At 72.5% G+C, this 17,054-nt stretch carries 16 protein-coding genes; 12 read left to right on the plus strand and 4 right to left on the minus strand.

The window, feature by feature from the left end:
* Positions 1–40 precede the first annotated feature (40 nt).
* From DZA62_RS28580 to DZA62_RS28590, 3 genes are read right to left on the minus strand one after another with little or no spacing between them, the layout of a single operon-like run.
* Complete coding sequence (locus DZA62_RS28580; protein WP_116952365.1) at positions 41–1,252, minus strand: sensor histidine kinase; 1,212 nt, start codon at positions 1,250–1,252, stop codon at positions 41–43.
* On the minus strand, positions 1,249–2,547 hold the full coding sequence (locus DZA62_RS28585) for a sensor histidine kinase (protein ID WP_116952366.1): 1,299 nt from the start codon (positions 2,545–2,547) through the stop codon (positions 1,249–1,251). The genes DZA62_RS28580 and DZA62_RS28585 overlap by 4 nt, the downstream gene beginning before the upstream one ends.
* The gene (locus DZA62_RS28590) at positions 2,544–3,524 is read right to left on the minus strand and encodes a hypothetical protein (protein ID WP_116952367.1); all 981 of its coding nucleotides are present in this window, start codon (positions 3,522–3,524) and stop codon (positions 2,544–2,546) included. The genes DZA62_RS28585 and DZA62_RS28590 overlap by 4 nt, the downstream gene beginning before the upstream one ends.
* Positions 3,525–3,742: 218 nt before the next feature.
* Here DZA62_RS28590 and DZA62_RS28595 point away from each other — a divergent pair, with 218 nt between their 5' ends.
* From DZA62_RS28595 to DZA62_RS28625, 7 genes are read left to right on the plus strand one after another with little or no spacing between them, the layout of a single operon-like run.
* Entirely contained in the window at positions 3,743–3,922 is a 180-nt protein-coding gene (locus tag DZA62_RS28595; RefSeq protein WP_116952368.1) for a hypothetical protein, read from the plus strand.
* Entirely contained in the window at positions 3,919–4,008 is a 90-nt protein-coding gene (gene kdpF / locus DZA62_RS28600; protein WP_116952369.1) for a K(+)-transporting ATPase subunit F, read from the plus strand. The genes DZA62_RS28595 and kdpF overlap by 4 nt, the downstream gene beginning before the upstream one ends.
* Positions 4,008–5,669, plus strand: coding sequence for a potassium-transporting ATPase subunit KdpA (gene kdpA / locus DZA62_RS28605; RefSeq protein ID WP_116952370.1), 1,662 nt, complete (start codon positions 4,008–4,010; stop codon positions 5,667–5,669). Before kdpF ends, kdpA begins: the two co-directional genes overlap by 1 nt.
* On the plus strand, positions 5,666–7,774 hold the full coding sequence (kdpB, locus tag DZA62_RS28610; RefSeq protein ID WP_116952371.1) for a potassium-transporting ATPase subunit KdpB: 2,109 nt from the start codon (positions 5,666–5,668) through the stop codon (positions 7,772–7,774). The genes kdpA and kdpB overlap by 4 nt, the downstream gene beginning before the upstream one ends.
* A 20-nt stretch (positions 7,775–7,794) precedes the next feature.
* Complete coding sequence (kdpC, locus tag DZA62_RS28615) at positions 7,795–8,385, plus strand: potassium-transporting ATPase subunit KdpC (RefSeq protein WP_116952372.1); 591 nt, start codon at positions 7,795–7,797, stop codon at positions 8,383–8,385.
* A complete protein-coding gene (locus DZA62_RS28620; protein ID WP_116952373.1) occupies positions 8,382–10,889 on the plus strand; it encodes a DUF4118 domain-containing protein in 2,508 nt (835 codons plus the stop codon). The genes kdpC and DZA62_RS28620 overlap by 4 nt, the downstream gene beginning before the upstream one ends.
* Positions 10,886–11,572: a response regulator gene (locus DZA62_RS28625; RefSeq protein ID WP_116952374.1), complete on the plus strand. Its 687-nt coding sequence runs from the start codon at positions 10,886–10,888 to the stop codon at positions 11,570–11,572. The genes DZA62_RS28620 and DZA62_RS28625 overlap by 4 nt, the downstream gene beginning before the upstream one ends.
* Positions 11,573–11,577: 5 nt before the next feature.
* On the opposite strand, the gene DZA62_RS28630 is transcribed toward DZA62_RS28625, so the two are convergent.
* Complete coding sequence (locus DZA62_RS28630; RefSeq protein ID WP_116952375.1) at positions 11,578–12,024, minus strand: hypothetical protein; 447 nt, start codon at positions 12,022–12,024, stop codon at positions 11,578–11,580.
* Positions 12,025–12,208: 184 nt separating this feature from the next.
* Between DZA62_RS28630 and gatC the strand changes: the two genes are divergently transcribed.
* The 5 genes from gatC to DZA62_RS28655 all read left to right on the plus strand — a co-directional run bounded on the left by gatC (position 12,209) and on the right by DZA62_RS28655 (position 17,003).
* Positions 12,209–12,508: an Asp-tRNA(Asn)/Glu-tRNA(Gln) amidotransferase subunit GatC gene (gatC, locus tag DZA62_RS28635; protein WP_116952487.1), complete on the plus strand. Its 300-nt coding sequence runs from the start codon at positions 12,209–12,211 to the stop codon at positions 12,506–12,508.
* A gap of 5 nt (positions 12,509–12,513) precedes the next feature.
* On the plus strand, positions 12,514–14,043 hold the full coding sequence (gatA, locus tag DZA62_RS28640) for an Asp-tRNA(Asn)/Glu-tRNA(Gln) amidotransferase subunit GatA (RefSeq protein ID WP_116952486.1): 1,530 nt from the start codon (positions 12,514–12,516) through the stop codon (positions 14,041–14,043).
* Complete coding sequence (locus DZA62_RS28645) at positions 14,040–14,261, plus strand: hypothetical protein (RefSeq protein ID WP_116952376.1); 222 nt, start codon at positions 14,040–14,042, stop codon at positions 14,259–14,261. Before gatA ends, DZA62_RS28645 begins: the two co-directional genes overlap by 4 nt.
* Positions 14,258–15,757: an Asp-tRNA(Asn)/Glu-tRNA(Gln) amidotransferase subunit GatB gene (gatB, locus tag DZA62_RS28650; RefSeq protein ID WP_116952377.1), complete on the plus strand. Its 1,500-nt coding sequence runs from the start codon at positions 14,258–14,260 to the stop codon at positions 15,755–15,757. The genes DZA62_RS28645 and gatB overlap by 4 nt, the downstream gene beginning before the upstream one ends.
* Before the next feature lie 97 nt (positions 15,758–15,854).
* A complete protein-coding gene (locus DZA62_RS28655; RefSeq protein WP_116952378.1) occupies positions 15,855–17,003 on the plus strand; it encodes a Fic family protein in 1,149 nt (382 codons plus the stop codon).
* The last annotated feature ends 51 nt before the right edge of the window (positions 17,004–17,054 follow it).

The raw sequence follows: 17,054 nt of genomic DNA on the forward strand, positions 1-17,054 counted from the left end.
GACCTCGACTGAGGGCCCCGAACGGTGTCCCGGACCGGCGTCAGCCGGCGACGGGAAGGGGGAGCTCGGCCGACACTGTGGTCCCGGCGCCGGGCGGGCTGGCGAGGTCCAGCCGGCCGTCGACGCCGGCGAGGCGGTCCGCCAGGCCGGCGAGACCGTGTCCCTTGCCCAGGTGGGCACCGCCCCGGCCGTCGTCGGAGACCTGGACGTGCAACGCGTCGCCGACCCGGAGCACCGACACCGCGCAGGCCGACGCGTCGGCGTGCTTCGCGACGTTGGTCAGCGACTCCGTGACCACGAAGTAGGCCGCGTTCTCCACCGCCGCCGGCAGCCGCTCGCCGTCGGCGAGGTCGACGTCGAGGGTGGTGGGGACGGGGCAGCGGGCCGTGGCCGCGGCCAGCGCCGCGGGCAGGCCGCGGTCGGTGAGGATCGGCGGCGCGATGCCGCGGGAGACGGCGCGCAGCTCGGCCAGCGCCTCCTTGGTCTGCTGCACCGCCTCCTCGACGAGCGGCCGTGCGGCCTGCGGGTCGTCGTCGAAGCGGCGCTGCGCGGACTCGAGGTCCATGGTGAGCCGGACGAGGCGCTGCTGCGGGCCGTCGTGGATGTCGCGCTCGACCCGGCGCAGCATCTCGGCCTCGGCGGCGACGACGGACTGACGGCTGCGGCTCAGCTGCTCGGTGCGCACCCGCAGCGCCGCCGTCTCGTTCGTCAGCAGCCCCCACACCAGCGACGACTCCAGCACCGCGATGCCGCGCAGGATGTGCGCCAGCGCCAGCGGCAGCCCACGGAACCCGCCGCCACCGGCGATGGCCCAGGCGAGCGCGATCAGTGGCGACAGCCCGATGGTCAGCCCCAGCCAGACCATCGTGACCGACCAGGTGAAGACCCGCACGGGCAGGATCAGCACGCAGTACAGCCAGTCGCGCCACGACTGCCGGTCCCGCAGGACCTCCAGCACGCCGGACAGGCCGCGCTCGCGGGCCGGCTGGTAGTACACCGGCCCGACCTCGCGCCGCTCCATGAGCCCGACGCGGGCCCGCTCGGCCCGGGCGAACCCGCGCGCCGTCAGCAGCGTCGCCATCAGGATGAGCAGGCCGACGAAGGCCAGCACGACCAGGCCGATGCCGAGGAAGAACCCGGTGACCATCAGCGTGAAGGAGGCGATGGCGATGGGCAGGCCCGGCAGCAGATAGCCGAGGTCACGGCCGATCTGCCGCCAGGTCACCCGGGGCCGGGGGGCGTCGTCGCTCATCGTGTGGTGCTCGCGGCCGGGATGGGCAGTTCGGCGGTGACGGTGGTGCCGCCGGCGGGCGGGCTGACGATGTCGAGCCGGCCGTCGACGCCGGCCAGCCGGTCGGCGAGCCCGGCCAGGCCGTGCCCCTTGCCCAGGTGCGCGCCGCCTCGGCCGTCGTCGGCGATCTGGACGTGCAGGACGTCGTCGACCCGGACCACCGACACCGCGCAGGCCGACGCCTGCGAGTGCTTGGCGACGTTGGTCAGCGACTCGGTGACCACGAAGTAGGCCGCGTTCTCGATGGCCGACGGCAGCCGCTCAGCGAGGTCGGGCCCGACGTCGAGCGTGGTCGGGACGGGGCACCGGGCGGTCGCGGCGGCCAGGGCGGCCGGCAGCCCGCGGTCGGTGAGGATCGGCGGGGCGATGCCGCGGGAGACGGCGCGCAACTCGGCCAGCGCCTCCTTGGTCTGCGTGACGGCGCCCTCGAGCAGCGGCCGCGCGGCCTCCGGGTCGTCCTCGAAGCGGCGCTGCGCGGACTCGAGGTCCATGGTGAGCCGGACGAGGCGCTGCTGCGGGCCGTCGTGGATGTCGCGCTCGACCCGGCGCAGGGTGTCGGCCTCGGCCTGCACGACCGCCTGGCGGCTGCGGCTCAGTTCGTCGGCACGGGCCCGCAGCGCCGCGTTCTCGTTCGTCAGCATGGCCCAGACCAGCGAGGACTCCGTGAGCGCGAAGGCACGCAGCACGTACGGCAACGTGACCAGGAAGACCAGGCCGATGGCGGTGTTCAGCGCGACGTCGGCGAGCCGGCCGTCGCCGAGGCCGATCAGCTCGGCCAGCGTCTCGTTGCCCGGGTCGTCGCGCGGCAGCGACCACTCCCACAGGACGTACGTGGTGCCGCCCAGCGCGGCGGACGTCCACGCGATGGTCATGCTCCAGGTGAAGCAGCGGATCGGCAGGATGAGGATGCCGAAGCCCCACTCGCGCCAGGCCAGCGGGTCGCGCAGGTAGCTGAACAGCCGGCCCAGGCCCTTGCCGGACGCGGGCCGGTGGTAGGCCGGGCCCACCGGCCGGTCCTCCATGAGGGCGACCCGGGCCCGCTCGGCGACGCCGAACCCGCGCGCGGTGCCGAGCATGGCGATCCACACGATCAGGCCGAGGAACGCCAGGACGAACAACCCGGCGCCGAGGAAGAACCCGGTCACCATGATGGTGAAGGAGGCGATCGCGATGGGGAGCCCCGGCAGCAGGTAGGCGAGGTCCCGGGGGACCTGCCGCCAGCCGGCCCGCGGCCGGTCGGTGATCTGCGTGTTCATGCCTCCAGCCTTCCGTGTGATTGCAGGGTAGACGAGCCGGTCACCCGGTGAGTGCGAGGTGGGGCTGTCCCCACCCGGCCGATGAGGTGTACCGCCGTCGTCAGCGCGACGGCCGCGCAGAGCAGCCACCAGGGCAGGTCCGAGCGCCACCGCGCGTCGAACGCCGTCGGCGGCGCGTACCCGGCCACCCGGACCGCGACGGCGGCCACCAGCGCGACCGCGGGCAGCTGCCACAGGTAGACGGCGACCAGCCGCGGCCCCAGCCAGGCCAGCCCGGCGGTCACCGGCGCACCGGCCGTCCACCGGTCCAGGAGCGGCCGCGCGGCCAGCGCCAGCCCCAGCTGCGCCGCCGTGCAGCCGAGCAGCACCGTGGCCGACGGCACCGGCCCGGCGCCTCCGCCACCCCACCCCGACCCGCCCAGCGCCGCCGCCAGTACCCCGGCCGCGCCGACCGTGGCGCCCGCGGCGGCGACCGTCAGCGCGTGCCCCGGACGCAGCCGGTCCAGCGTGCCGGCGCGGACCAGGACGCCGGTCTGGTACGCCGCCAGCCACACCGCCGCGACCACCGCCACCGGCGACCCCGCGAGGTCGGCCAGCATCGCCGCCGCGGCCGTCGCCGCCAGTTCGGCGCCGCGTCCGCGCGCGTGCAGCCGGACCAGCGCCGGTCGGGCCGTCGTCAGTACCGCCAGTGCGGCCGGAAGCCACAGCAGCCGGGCCGCGCCGTCGATCAGCGGCACCGCGACGACGGCGAACGGCACCGCCGCCCGGGCCAGCAGCGGCAGCCCGCCGGAGCCCGCGATGCCGGCCGCGAGCAGTGCGAGCGGCGCCGCGAGCACGACGGCCGCGGCGCTCGCCGCCGTCACCCGGCCGGACTGCGGATCGGTGACCGGCAGTACCCAGTGCAGGGCGACGACGAGCGCCACCGCGGCGAGGCCGAGCACGGTCGCGAACCGGGCCGGCGGGGCGGTGGAGGGCACGGGTCAAGCCTGGTCCGCCACGGCCGCCGGCACAGCGAGGCCCACTCCACTCTCGATGGTGGGGACAGCCCCACCCCCGTGCGCCGCTAACGCGGCGTCAAGACACCCGCCCGGAGCCGCTAAGAGGCCGCTAACCACGCCGCGACCAGCGCCTTCAGGTGGTTGTGTACCAACGCTGGCCCCGATCGGCGGGGCCTGAGCTTCCCTCAGGGGTGTCCATGCAAGACGTCGCCTTCATCGGCCTCACGGTGATCTTCTTCATCGCGATGGCCCTCCTCGGTGCGGGCGTTGACCGGCTCGGGCGGCGGTACGGCGTCGACGCCGACGCCGCTTCGGCCGACGCCGCTTCGGCCGACGCCGCCGTCGAGGCGCCGGCCCGTCCGGAGGTCCGCCCGTGACCGCCGAGAACGTCGTCGGCCTCATCGTGGCCGTGCTGCTGGTCGGCTACCTGCTGGTGGCCCTGCTCTTCCCGGAGCGTTTCTGATGAGCGCCACCGCGGCGGGCCTGCTGCAGATCGCCCTGCTCCTCGTCCTGCTGGCCGTGGCGTTCCGGCCGCTGGGCGACTACATGGCGCGGGTGTTCACGTCGACGCGCCACCTCGCCGTCGAACGCGCCTTCTACCGGATCGTCCGGGTGGACCCGGAGGCGGACCAGCGCTGGAGCACGTACCTGCTCTCGGTGCTGGGCTTCTCCGCGGTCTCCGTGCTGCTGCTGTACGCGATGCTGCGGGTGCAGGACCTGCTGCCGATGTCGCTCGGCTTCGACGGCATGCCGCCGGACCTGGCCTTCAACACGGCGACCTCGTTCGTCGCGAACACCAACTGGCAGTCGTACGCGGGTGAGTCCACGCTCGGCTACACCGCCCAGATGGCCGGTCTCGCCGTCCAGAACTTCCTGTCCGCGGCGGTCGGCCTCGCGGTGGCCATCGCGCTGATCCGCGGGCTGACCCGGCACCGCACCGACCGGCTCGGCAACTTCTGGGTCGACCTCACCCGCGGCACCGTCCGCATCCTGCTGCCGATCGCGTTCGTGTTCGCGCTGGTGCTGGTGGCCGGCGGGGTGGTGCAGAACTTCACCGCGCCCTACGAGGTCACCACGCTGGGCGGCGCCGCCCAATCGGTGCTGGGCGGGCCGGTGGCCTCGCAGGAGGTCATCAAGCTGCTCGGCACCAACGGCGGCGGCTTCTTCAACGCCAACTCGGCGCACCCGTTCGAGAACCCGAACGCGCTCACCAACCTGCTGGAGATCTTCCTGCTGCTGGTGATCCCGGTGGCCCTGGCCCGCACGTACGGCGTCATGGTCAAGGACAAGCGGCAGGGTTACGCGGTGCTGGCCGCGATGGCCGTGCTCTGGGGCGCCGCACTGGTCGCCGTCACCGCAGCCGAGGTGCACCACGCCGGCACGGTGCCGCAGGCGGTCGGCGCGGCCACCGAGGGCAAGGAGGTCCGCTTCGACGTCTGGGCGTCGGCGCTGTTCGCGAACTCGACCACCGGCACGTCCACCGGCGCCGTCAACTCGATGCACGCCAGCTACACCGGCGCCGGCGGCGGCGTGGTGATGCTCAACATGATGCTGGGCGAGGTCTCGCCCGGAGGCGTGGGCAGCGGCCTCTACGGCATGGTCGTCCTGGCCATCCTGGCCGTCTTCCTGGCCGGGCTGATGGTCGGGCGGACGCCGGAGTACCTGGGCAAGAAGATCGGCCGGTACGAGATCTCGCTGGTCGCCCTGTACATCCTGGCGATGCCGTTCGCGCTGCTCATCGGCGCGGCCGTCGCGGCGTCGTTCGACACCACCAGGGCGTCGCTGCTGAACGACGGCCCGCAGGGCCTGTCGGAGATCCTGTACGCGTTCGCCTCCGGCGCGAACAACAACGGCAGCGCGTTCGCCGGGCTCTCCGCGAACACCGAGTACTACAACACCGCGCTCGGCCTGGCGATGCTGATCGGCCGGTTCACGACGATGGTGCTGGTGCTCGCGCTGGCCGGCGCACTGGCCCGGCAGCGGCCCACCCCGGTGACCGCCGGGACGCTGCCCACGCACCGTCCGCTCTTCGTCGGGCTGCACTCCGTCACGGTGATCATCGTGGCCGGCCTGACGTTCTTCCCGGCGCTGGCGCTGGGACCGATCGCGGTGGCGCTCGCATGAGCGACCTCGGATCCGAAAGGAAGCACACAGTGACGACCGTCCAGGCCCCGCCGGCCGGGAGCGCGCCACGGGTCGGCGCCGGTCTCTTCGACCCCCGTCAGTTGGTGTCCTCGCTGCCGGACGCCGTCCGCAAGCTCGACCCGCGGCGGATGATCAAGTCACCGGTCATGTTCGTGGTCGAGATCGGCGCGGTGTTCACCACCGTGCTGGCGATCACCGATCCGAGCGCGTTCTCGTGGTGGATCGCCGTCTGGCTGTGGATCACCGTGCTCTTCGCCAACCTGGCCGAGGCCGTCGCCGAGGGGCGCGGACGGGCCCAGGCGGCGACACTGCGGGCGACCAAGCAGGAGACACCGGCCCGGAGGCTGGCCGGCGGGCTCGACGGCACCGAGCAGGTGGTCAGCAGCTCCGACCTCACCCTGGGCGACCTCGTGGTCGTCGAGGCGGGCGAGGTGATCCCCGGTGACGGCGACGTCGTCGAGGGTGTGGCCAGTGTCGACGAGTCCGCCATCACGGGCGAGTCGGCCCCGGTCATCCGCGAGTCCGGCGGCGACCGCAGCGCCGTCACCGGCGGCACCAAGGTGTTGTCCGACCGCATCGTCGTCAAGATCACCGCGAAGCCGGGCGAGAGCTTCGTCGACCGGATGATCGCGATGGTCGAGGGCGCGGCGCGGCAGAAGACGCCGAACGAGATCGCGCTGAACGTCCTGCTCGCCAGCCTGACCATCGTCTTCCTGCTCGCGGTCGTGACGCTGCAGCCGTTCGCCGGCTACTCCGGCCAGCTGCAGTCGATGATCGTGCTGGTCGCGCTGCTGGTCTGCCTGATCCCGACGACGATCGGCGCGCTGCTGTCGGCCATCGGCATCGCCGGCATGGACCGGCTGGTGCAGCGCAACGTGCTGGCGATGTCCGGCCGCGCGGTCGAGGCCGCCGGCGACGTCAACGTGCTCCTGCTGGACAAGACCGGCACGATCACCTTCGGCAACCGGCAGGCGATCGAACTGCTGCCCGTCGCCGGTGTCGACGAGGACGCCCTCGCCGACGCCGCGCAGCTGGCCAGCATGGCCGACCAGACGCCGGAGGGCCGCTCCGTCGTCGTCCTGGCCAAGCAGCGGTACGGACTGCGCGAACGGCACACCGGCGAGCTGCCGGGCGCGACGTTCGTCGAGTTCACCGCGCAGACCCGGATGTCCGGCGTCGACCTCGCCGACGGCCACCAGGTCCGCAAGGGCGCCGCCGGCGCCGTCCTGGCCTGGGTTCGCGAGCACGGCGGCAAGCCGGACCTCGGCGTCGACAACGTGGTCGACGGCGTCGCCGCGGCCGGCGGCACCCCGCTGGTGGTGGCCGAGCTGCTGGACGGTGAGGCGCGGATCCTCGGCGTCATCCACCTCGCCGACGTCGTGAAGCACGGCATGCGCGAGCGGTTCGACGAGCTGCGCGCGATGGGCATCCGCACCGTCATGGTCACCGGCGACAACCCGGTCACGGCCAAGGCGATCGCGGACCAGGCCGGCGTCGACGACTTCCTCGCCGAGGCCAAGCCCGAGGACAAGATGGCGCTGATCAAGCGTGAGCAGGGCGGCGGGCGGCTCGTCGCGATGACCGGCGACGGCACCAACGACGCGCCCGCGCTGGCCCAGGCCGACGTCGGCGTCGCGATGAACACCGGCACGTCGGCGGCCAAAGAGGCCGGCAACATGGTCGACCTCGACTCCGACCCGACGAAGCTCATCGAGATCGTCGAGATCGGCAAACAGCTGCTCATCACGCGGGGCGCGCTGACGACCTTCTCGATCGCCAACGACGTCGCGAAGTACTTCGCGATCATCCCGGCGATGTTCGCGGTGGTCTACCCGCAGCTGGACACGCTGAACATCATGCGGCTGTCGACACCGCAGTCGGCGATCCTGTCGGCGGTCATCTTCAACGCCCTGATCATCGTGGCGCTGATCCCGCTGGCGCTGCGCGGCGTCCGCTACCGGCCGCTGTCCGCCGCGGCGATGCTCCAACGCAACGCGCTGGTCTACGGCCTGGGCGGCATCGTCGTCCCGTTCATCGGCATCAAACTCGTCGACCTCGTGGTGTCGGCGATCCCTGGACTCTGAGTGCGGAGTGTGAACCTTCCATGAACCTGAGTGGACTGATCCGGCAGAGCTGGGCGGGGCTGCGCGTCCTGCTGCTGTTCACCGTGATCCTGGGCGTGGCGTATCCGCTGGCCGTCACCGGCGTCTCGCAGCTGGCCTTCGGCGACCAGGCCGACGGCTCGCTGGTCTCGCACGACGGCGAGGTCGTCGGGTCGTCGCTGATCGGGCAGCCGTTCGACGGCGAGCAGTGGTTCCACCCGCGCCCGTCGGTGGCGGGCGACGGGTACGACACGCTCGCCAGCGGTGGCTCCAACCTCGGGCCGGAGAGCACGCAGCTGCTGGCCACCGTCGAGGAGCGGCGCGCCGCGGTCGCCGAGGAGAACGGCGTCGACCCCGCCGACGTGCCGCCGGACGCCGTCACCGCGTCGGGCAGCGGCCTGGATCCGCACATCTCCCCGGCCTACGCCGACATCCAGGTGAACCGGGTGGCGCGGGCACGCGGGCTGGACCCGGCGGAGGTACAGCGGCTGGTCGACGAGCACACGCAGGGCCGGACCCTCGGCTTCCTGGGCGGCGAGCGGGTCAACGTGCTCGAGTTGAACCTCGCGCTGGAGGATCTCGGCAGCTCATGACGCGAGGACGGCTGCGGGTCTACCTCGGTGCCGCTCCCGGCGTCGGGAAGACGTTCGACATGCTCTCGGAGGGCCACCGGCGGCGCTCGCGCGGCACCGACGTGGTCGCCGGGCTGGTCGAGACGCACGGGCGGCCGCACACCGCGGACCTGCTCGACGGGATCGAGGTGATCCCGCGGCGGACGGCGACCTACCGCGGCACCGAGTTCGAGGAGATGGACCTCGGGGCGATCCTGCACCGCCGCCCCGAGGTCGCCCTCGTCGACGAGCTGGCGCACACCAACGTGCCCGGCTCGGCGAACGCCAAGCGCTGGCAGGACGTCGACGACCTGCTGGCCGCCGGGATCGACGTCATCACGACCGTCAACATCCAGCACCTGGAATCGCTCAACGACGTCGTCGCGTCGATCACGGGCGTGACGCAGCGCGAGACGATCCCGGACGAGGTGGTCCGGCGGGCCGACCAGATCGAGCTGGTCGACATGTCGCCGGAGGCGCTGCGGCGACGGCTCGCGCACGGCAACGTGTACGCGGCGGAGAAGGTCGACGCGGCGCTGGGGAACTACTTCCGGGTCGGCAACCTGACGGCGCTGCGCGAGCTGGCGCTGCTCTGGCTGGCCGACCGGGTCGACGACGCGCTGGAGAAGTACCGCGTCGACGAGGGCATCGAGGCGCCGTGGCACACCCGCGAGCGGGTCGTCGTCGCGCTCACCGGCGGCCCGGAGGGCGAGACGCTGCTGCGCCGCGCCGCCCGCATCGTCAACCGGGGCGCCGGGGGTGAGCTGGTCGCCGTCCACGTCTCCCGCAGCGACGGCCTCACCGGCGCGCCACCGGGGGCGCTGGAGAGCCAGCGCACGCTGGCCGAGACGCTCGGCGGGACGTTCCACCAGGTCGTCGGCGAGGACGTCGCCGAGGCGATCCTCGACTTCGCCCGCGGCGTCAACGCCGCGCTGGTCGTCGTCGGCGTGAGCCGGCGGCCGCGCTGGCAGCTCTCGCTGCGCGAGGGCGTCGGCGCCCGCGTCGTCCGCGAGTCCGGCCCGATCGACGTGCACGTCGTCACGCACGAGCGGGCCGGCCAGGGCACGCTGCCGCAGCGGGCGGAGGTGCTCAGCCGCAACCGGCGGGTGCTGGCCTGGGTGGCGGCGTCGCTCGGGCCGATCGCGCTGACGGCGATGCTGGTGGCGCTGCGCGAGATCCACGAGCTGCCGATCGACATCATGATGTTCCTGTCGCTGACCGTCGGCGTCGCTCTGGTCGGCGGGCTGTGGCCGGCGGTCACGGCGGCCGTCTTCGGCAGCCTGCTGCTCAACTGGTTCCTGACCCCGCCTTACTACGAGTGGACCATCGCCGACCCGCAGAACGCGTTCGCTCTGCTGGTGTTCGTGCTGGTCGCGGTCGGGGTGGCGTCCGTCGTCGACCTCGCCGCCCGGCGGACGATCCAGGCGGCTCGGGCCGGCTCCGAGGCCGAGACGCTGAGCGCGCTGGCGGGCAGCGTGCTGCGCGGCGAGAACACCGTCCTGGCGATCCTGGAGCGGCTGCGCGAACGGTTCGGTATGGAGTCGGTGACGCTGCTCGAGCGGCACGACGCGCACGAGCGGTGGACGACGGTGGAGTGCGCGGGCGGTCGGCCGTGCGCGTCGCCCGAGGAGGGCTCGTCGGAGGTGATGATCTCCGACACCCTGGCGCTCGCGCTGCGCGGGCCCGTGCTCGAGGCAGGCGACCGCCGCATGCTGGAGGCGTTCGCCGCCCAGGCCACCGTCGTGCTGGAGCGGGAGCGGCTGAGCGAGCGGGCCGAGGAGGCGCGCCGGTTCGAGGAGGGCGACGCGATCCGCACGGCGCTGCTGGCCGCCGTCTCGCACGACCTGCGCACCCCGCTGGCGGCGATCAAGGCCGGCGTCACCAGCCTGCGCCAGGACGACGTCGTGTTCGACGCCGGCGACCAGGCCGAGCTGCTGGCCACCGTGGGTACCGCGACGGACTCGCTGGAGCGGCTGATCGACAACCTGCTCGACCTGTCGCGGCTGGAGACGGACACCGTCCGGCCGGTCGTGGGGGAGACGGCGCTGGACGAGGTGGTGCCGCGGGCGGTCGCGTCGGTGCCGCCGGGGACGGTCGTGCTGGACGTGTCCGAGTCGCTGCCGCTGCTGGCGACCGACGCCGGGCTGCTGGAGCGCGCGCTGGCCAACGTCGTCGAGAACGCGGTGCGGTACTCGCCGGAGGGCGCGCCGGTGACGGTGTCCGCGGCGGTCGTCCCTGGAGCCGTCGACATCCGCGTCGTCGACCGCGGGCCGGGGGTGGGCGAGGTGGGCAAGGCGACGATGTTCCGCCCGTTCCAGCGGCTGGGCGACAGCTCCACCGGGATGGGCGGCTCGGTCGGGCTGGGACTGGCGGTGGCGCGCGGCTTCGTCGAGGCGCTCGGCGGCACGCTCACCGCCGACGACACCCCCGGCGGCGGGCTGACGATGGTGCTGCGGCTGCCGCTGGACCCGGAGGCCGGGTCGTGACCGGGCCGTGCGTCCTCGTCGTCGACGACGTCGCGGCGCTGACCCGGGCGTTGGCGATCAACCTCAAGGCCCGCGGCTGGGACGTCGTCACCGCCGCCGACGGACGGGGCGCGCTGGAGGCCGCCGCCCACCGTCACCCCGACGTCGTCGTGCTCGACCTCGGCCTGCCGGACATGAGCGGCATCGAGGTGATCGCCGGGCTGCGCGGCTGGACCAGCGTGCCGATCATCGTGCTGTCCGCCCGGCAGGACTCCGCCGACAAGGTGCGCGCCCTCGACGCCGGCGCCGACGATTACGTCACCAAGCCGTTCGACATGGAGGAGCTGCTGGCTCGGCTACGGGCCGCCTGGCGCCGTTCGCTGCCGGTTCCCGCCGGCGGCGACGCCGTCGTGACCGCCGGCGAGCTGTCGATCGACCTGGCCCGGAAGAAGGTCTCCCGGGCCGGCGCCGACGTCCGTCTGACCCCGACCGAGTGGCACCTGCTGGAGGTGCTGGTCCGCAACGCCGGCACGCTGGTGTCGCGGCAGCAGCTGCTGCAGGAGGTCTGGGGTCCGGCCTACTCGAAGGAGACCGGGTACCTGCGGGTCTACACGGCCCAGCTGCGGCGCAAGCTCGAACCGGACCCGGCGCACCCGGTGCACCTCATCACCGAGCCGAGCATGGGCTACCGCTTCGAGCCGTGACGCCGTCAGCGGTGCCAGGCGGTGCAGTAGATGCGGTTCTTGTTGTCCTTGATGCAGGTGCGCCAGTACGAGCCGGCCGAGTTCCTGACGTCGGAGGTGTAGTAGCTGCTGTTGCGCAGGCCGAGCCGGGGGGTCCACGTGGACGGCCGCGAGCTGCGGGCGCGGTCGAGCCAGATCTGCCTCTCGACGAAGCCGGACGCCCCGTCCACGAGGCCGGCGCAGAAGTGCACGCTGAGCCAGCGGCCACCGGTGTAGTTCTGCTTCGTGTAGCAGCCGGCCTTCGTCGCCGCGGTCTGGGCCGCGCCGGCGGCCGTCTCGGCGGCAGCGGCGGTCGTGGCGGTCGCGGCGGCCGTGGCGGTCGCCGCCGGTGCCGCGGCCAGCGTAGCCGTGGCGACGACGACGGCCGCGAGGCCGGACAGCGCGCGGTTGCGGATGACGTCCTTGACGGACATGAGCTCTCCCCGTGATCGATGGTCGCCCTCGTGCCGGGGCGATGGTCACGATCGTGCTCGGGAGCCGCTTCAGGACTGCTTCACCGCGCTTTCACCGGTGCCGTGGAGGCAACATCGAACCTGGCAAGCGCGGCCGCCGCCGGTCGCCATAGGATCGGACCCGTTCCCGACCATGGAGTCCGCCATGCCCTCGATCAGCCGCGAGGAGGTCGCGCACCTGGCGCACCTCGCTCGCCTCGACCTCGCCCCCGACGAGCTGGACCATCTGGCCGGCCAGCTCGACCAGATCCTCGGTGCGGTCGCGCAGGTCACCGAGGTCGCGGCCGACGACATCCCGCCGACGTCGCACGCGCTGCCGCTGACCAACGTGTTCCGCGCCGACGAGCCGCGTCCCTGCCTGACCGCCGAGGCCGTCCTGGCCGCCGCGCCCGCCGCCGAGGACGGCCGGTTCCGGGTGCCGCAGATCCTGGGGGAGGAGGCGTGACCGAGATGAACCGTCTGACCCGCGCGAAAGCAACCGAGCTCGCCGCCGCCATCAAGGGCGGCGAGGTCAGCGCCGTCGAGGTCGCGCAGGCCCACCTCGACCGCATCGCCGAGGTCGACGGCACCGCCGAGGCCGGCGTGCACGCGTTCCTGCACGTCGACACCGACGGCGCGCTGGCCGCGGCCGCCGCCGTCGACCGCAGGCGCGCCGACGGCGAGGAGCTGGGCCCGCTGGCCGGCGTCCCACTGGCGCTCAAGGACGTCATCACCACCTCCGACATGCCGACCACGGCCGGCTCGAAGATCCTCGAGGGCTGGCGGCCGCCGTACGACGCCACCATCACCCAGCGCATGCGCGAGGCCGGCATCGTCATCCTCGGCAAGACCAACCTCGACGAGTTCGCCATGGGCTCGTCGACGGAGAACTCGGCGTTCGGCGTCACCCGCAACCCGTGGGACCTCACCCGCATCCCGGGCGGCTCCGGCGGCGGGTCCGCCGCCGCGCTGGCCGCGTTCGAGGCGCCGCTGGCCATCGGCACCGACACCGGCGGCTCGATCCGCCAGCCGGCCGCCGTCACCGGCACCGTCGGCGTGAAGCCGACCTACGGCGGGGTCAGCCGCTACGGCCTCATCGCCTGCGCGTCCAGCCTCGACCAGGCCGGTCCGTGCGCCCGGACGGTGCTCGACGCCGCGCTGCTGCACACCGTCATCGCGGGCCACGACCCACTCGACTCCACCAGCATCGCCCAGCAGGTGCCCGACGTCGTGGCCGCGGCGCGGCGCGGGGCCGAGGGCGACCTCACCGGCCTGCGGGTCGGCGTGGTGAAGGAGCTCGGCGGCGAGGGCTACCAGGCCGGCGTCGAGGCCCGGTTCAACGACGCCGTCGCGCTGCTGTCGAAGCTGGGCGCCGAGGTCGTCGAGGTGTCCTGCCCGCACTTCGCCTACGGCCTGGCCGCCTACTACCTGATCCTGCCGAGCGAGGTGTCGTCCAACCTGGCCCGCTTCGACGCCATGCGCTACGGCCTGCGCGTCGGCGACGACGGCACCCGCAGCGCCGAGGAGGTCATGAGCCTCACCCGCGGCCAGGGCTTCGGAGCCGAGGCGAAGCGGCGCATCATGCTCGGCACCTACGCGCTCTCGTCGGGCTACTACGACGCCTACTACGGGCAGGCGCAGAAGGTCCGCACGCTCATCGCGCGCGACTTCGAGGCCGCGTTCGCGCAGGTCGACGTCCTCGTCTCGCCCACGACGCCCACCACGGCGTTCCCCATCGGCGAGAAGGTCGACGACCCCCTGGCCATGTACATGAACGACCTGTGCACCATCCCGAGCAACCTCGCCGGCAACGCGTCGGCGTCGTTCCCGGCCGGGCTGGCCGACGAGGACGGCCTGCCGGTCGGCCTGCACGTCATGGCGCCGGTCATGGCCGACGACCGCCTCTATCTGGTCGGCGCTGCCGTCGAGGCCGCATACGCCGCGCAGTGGGGGGGAACGTTGCTGGAACAGGCACCCGCGTTGGAGGGGATCGCACCGTGAACGTCAAGTACCTGGCCAAGTTCGGGGGCTCGGCGCTGGGCGCGGTGGGCGCCGCGCGCAGCCTCACCAAGGCCCGCCGCGAGGGCGACAAGCTGCGCATGGTCGACGCCGTCCTCAGCATCCTGTCGGTCGCCATCACCGTCGCGATCGTCGTGCGCGAGATCCGCGAGGCGCAGGCCGCCGACAAACCCCTGGTCGAGTTGAAGGACGACGAATGACCGTCACCACGGCGCTGCCCTCGTTCGACGAGGCCATCGCGACGTACGAGCCCGTCATGGGCATGGAGGTGCACGTCGAGCTCGGCACCGCCACGAAGATGTTCTGCGGCTGCTCGACGGCGTTCGGCGGCGAGCCGAACTCCCAGGTCTGCCCGGTCTGCCTGGGCCTGCCCGGGTCGCTGCCGGTGGTCAACCGCACGGCCGTCGAGTCGGCCATCCGCATCGGCCTGGCGCTGAACTGCAGCATCGCCGAGTGGTGCCGGTTCGCCCGGAAGAACTACTTCTACCCGGACATGCCGAAGAACTTCCAGACCTCGCAGTACGACGAGCCCATCGCGTTCGACGGCTATCTCGACATCACCGTCGACGGCGAGACCTATCGGATCGGCATCGAGCGGGCGCACATGGAGGAGGACACCGGCAAGTCGCTGCACGTCGGCGGCGCCACCGGCCGCATCCACGGCGCCAGCCACTCGCTGCTCGACTACAACCGCTCCGGCATTCCGCTGATCGAGATCGTCACCAAGCCGATCGAGGTGCCGGCCGCCGTCGCGCCGGCCGTGGCGCGGGCGTACGTCACCGAGCTGCGCGAGCTGATCCGGGCGCTCGGCGTCTCCGAGGCGCGCATGGAGCTGGGCCAGCTGCGTTGCGACGCCAACGTGTCGCTGCGGCTGCCCGGCGACCCGTACGGCACCCGCACCGAGACGAAGAACGTCAACTCGCTGCGGTCGGTCGAGCGGGCGGTCACCTACGAGATCCGCCGCCAGGCCGCTGTCATCTCGTCCGGCGGCACGATCGTCCAGGAGACCCGGCACTGGCACGAGGACACCGGCGAGACCACCGCCGGGCGGGTCAAGGAGGAGGCCGAGGACTACCGGTACTTCCCGGAGCCCGATCTCGTTCCGGTCGCGCCGTCGCGCGAATGGGTCGACGAGCTGCGCGGCACGCTGCCCGAGCCGCCGTCGGAGCGCCGCGCCCGGCTGCAGGCCGACTGGGGCTTCACCGACCTCGAGATGCGCGACGTCGTCAACGCCGGGGCCGTGGCCCTGGTCGACGCGACGGTGGCCGCGGGAGCGTCCGCGGGCGGCGCGAAGAAGTGGTGGCTGGGCGAGGTCGCCCGGGTCGCCAACGAGCGCGGCGTCGCGCTCGACGACGCCGGCATCGCCCCCGGCGACGTCGCGCGGGTCGAGGCGCTGATCGCCGAGGGCGCGCTCAACGACAAGCTGGCCCGCCAGGTGGTCGAGGGCGTGCTGGCCGGTGAGGGCACGCCCGACGAGGTCGTCGCCGCGCGCGGCCTGGTCCTCGTCAACGACGACGCCGCGCTGGGCGCCGCCGTCGACGAGGCCATCGCCGCCCAGCCCGACGTCGCCGAGAAGATCCGCGGCGGCAACCTGGGCGCCGTCGGCGCGCTGATCGGCGCGATCATGAAGGCCACCAAGGGCCAGGCCGACGCCAAGCGCGCCCGCGAGCTCATCCTGGAGCGGCTGCAGAGCTGACCCGCAGGGCATTGACCCATGTCAATGTCCCGTTGTCTCTATCATTCGGCCGCTGTTATAGTCGATGTCCGAATGATAGAGACAACGGGACATTGACATGATCTTTCGACCACCGGAACCCAGCCGCGAAGACACAGTCGTCCTCGAGGAGATTCACGCCTCACGTGGCCGTCTCGCCGATGTGCTGCGGACTCCCCGACGTTGGCAGGGCGGACTGCGCCGGACCATGCTCGCCCGGGCGATTCGCGGCTCGAACAGCATCGAGGGCTACAACGTCGAGATCGACGACGCTGCCGCGGCGCTGGATGACGAGGAGCCGCTGAGCGCCGACCAGCAGACGTTCGCCGAGATCCGTGGTTACCGTCAGGCGCTGGGCTACGTCCTCCAGATGGCCAGCGATCCGCACTTCGCCATCGATGTGTCGGCTCTCCGGGGCATGCACTTCATGATGCTGTCGCATGCGCTCTCCAAGAGCCCGGGCCAGTACCGTTCCGGTCCCATCTACGTCCGCGACGACCATGAGGAGCGGATCGTCTACGAGGGACCGGATGCGACACTCGTGCCTGCGCTGGTGGATGAGCTGGTCGACGATCTGCGCGAGAGTAACGGGGCGGATCCGATCGTGCGAGCGGCCATGGCCCACTTGAACCTGGTCATGATCCATCCCTTCCGGGACGGAAACGGCCGGATGGCCAGAGCCCTGCAGACCTTGGTGTTATCGCGCGAGGAGATCGTCGAGCCGCCGTTCTCCAGCGTCGAGGAGTGGCTCGGAGGCAACACCGAGGACTACTACCGCGTGCTTGCTCAGACCGGCCAGGGTGCGTGGCGCCCCGAAGGTGACACCGCCCTTTGGGTGCGCTTCATGCTGCGCGCGCACCACATGCAGGCGCAGACAGTCGAACGCCGCCTCCATGAGGCCGCAGCGATCTGGGTGATGCTCGACCGGATCGTGGCCGAGCATGGGCTCCACGAGCGGGTGACCGAGGTGCTGTACGAGGCGGTTCTGGGCTATCGGGTCCGTCGCTCCACCTACCTCAAACAGGCAGAACTCGAGGAACGCACCGCCACCCGTGACCTCGGCCGACTCGTCGACATCGGCTTGCTGGAGGCGCGCGGGGCCACCCGAGGGCGCTACTACATCGCGGCCGGCCCGCTGCAGGACGTGCGGGCGGAAGCCCGGGCGTCCCGCGAGCCGCTGTATGACCCCTATCCGGGTCTCCGGGCAGAGCTGACCGTCGGATCATGACCTGTGTCCCGATGTCTCAATGACAGAGACATCGGGACGTCAGGTTCCTCC

Origin of the sequence: Jiangella endophytica (genome assembly GCF_003427025.1) — a bacterium.
GTDB lineage: Bacteria > Actinomycetota > Actinomycetes > Jiangellales > Jiangellaceae > Jiangella > Jiangella endophytica.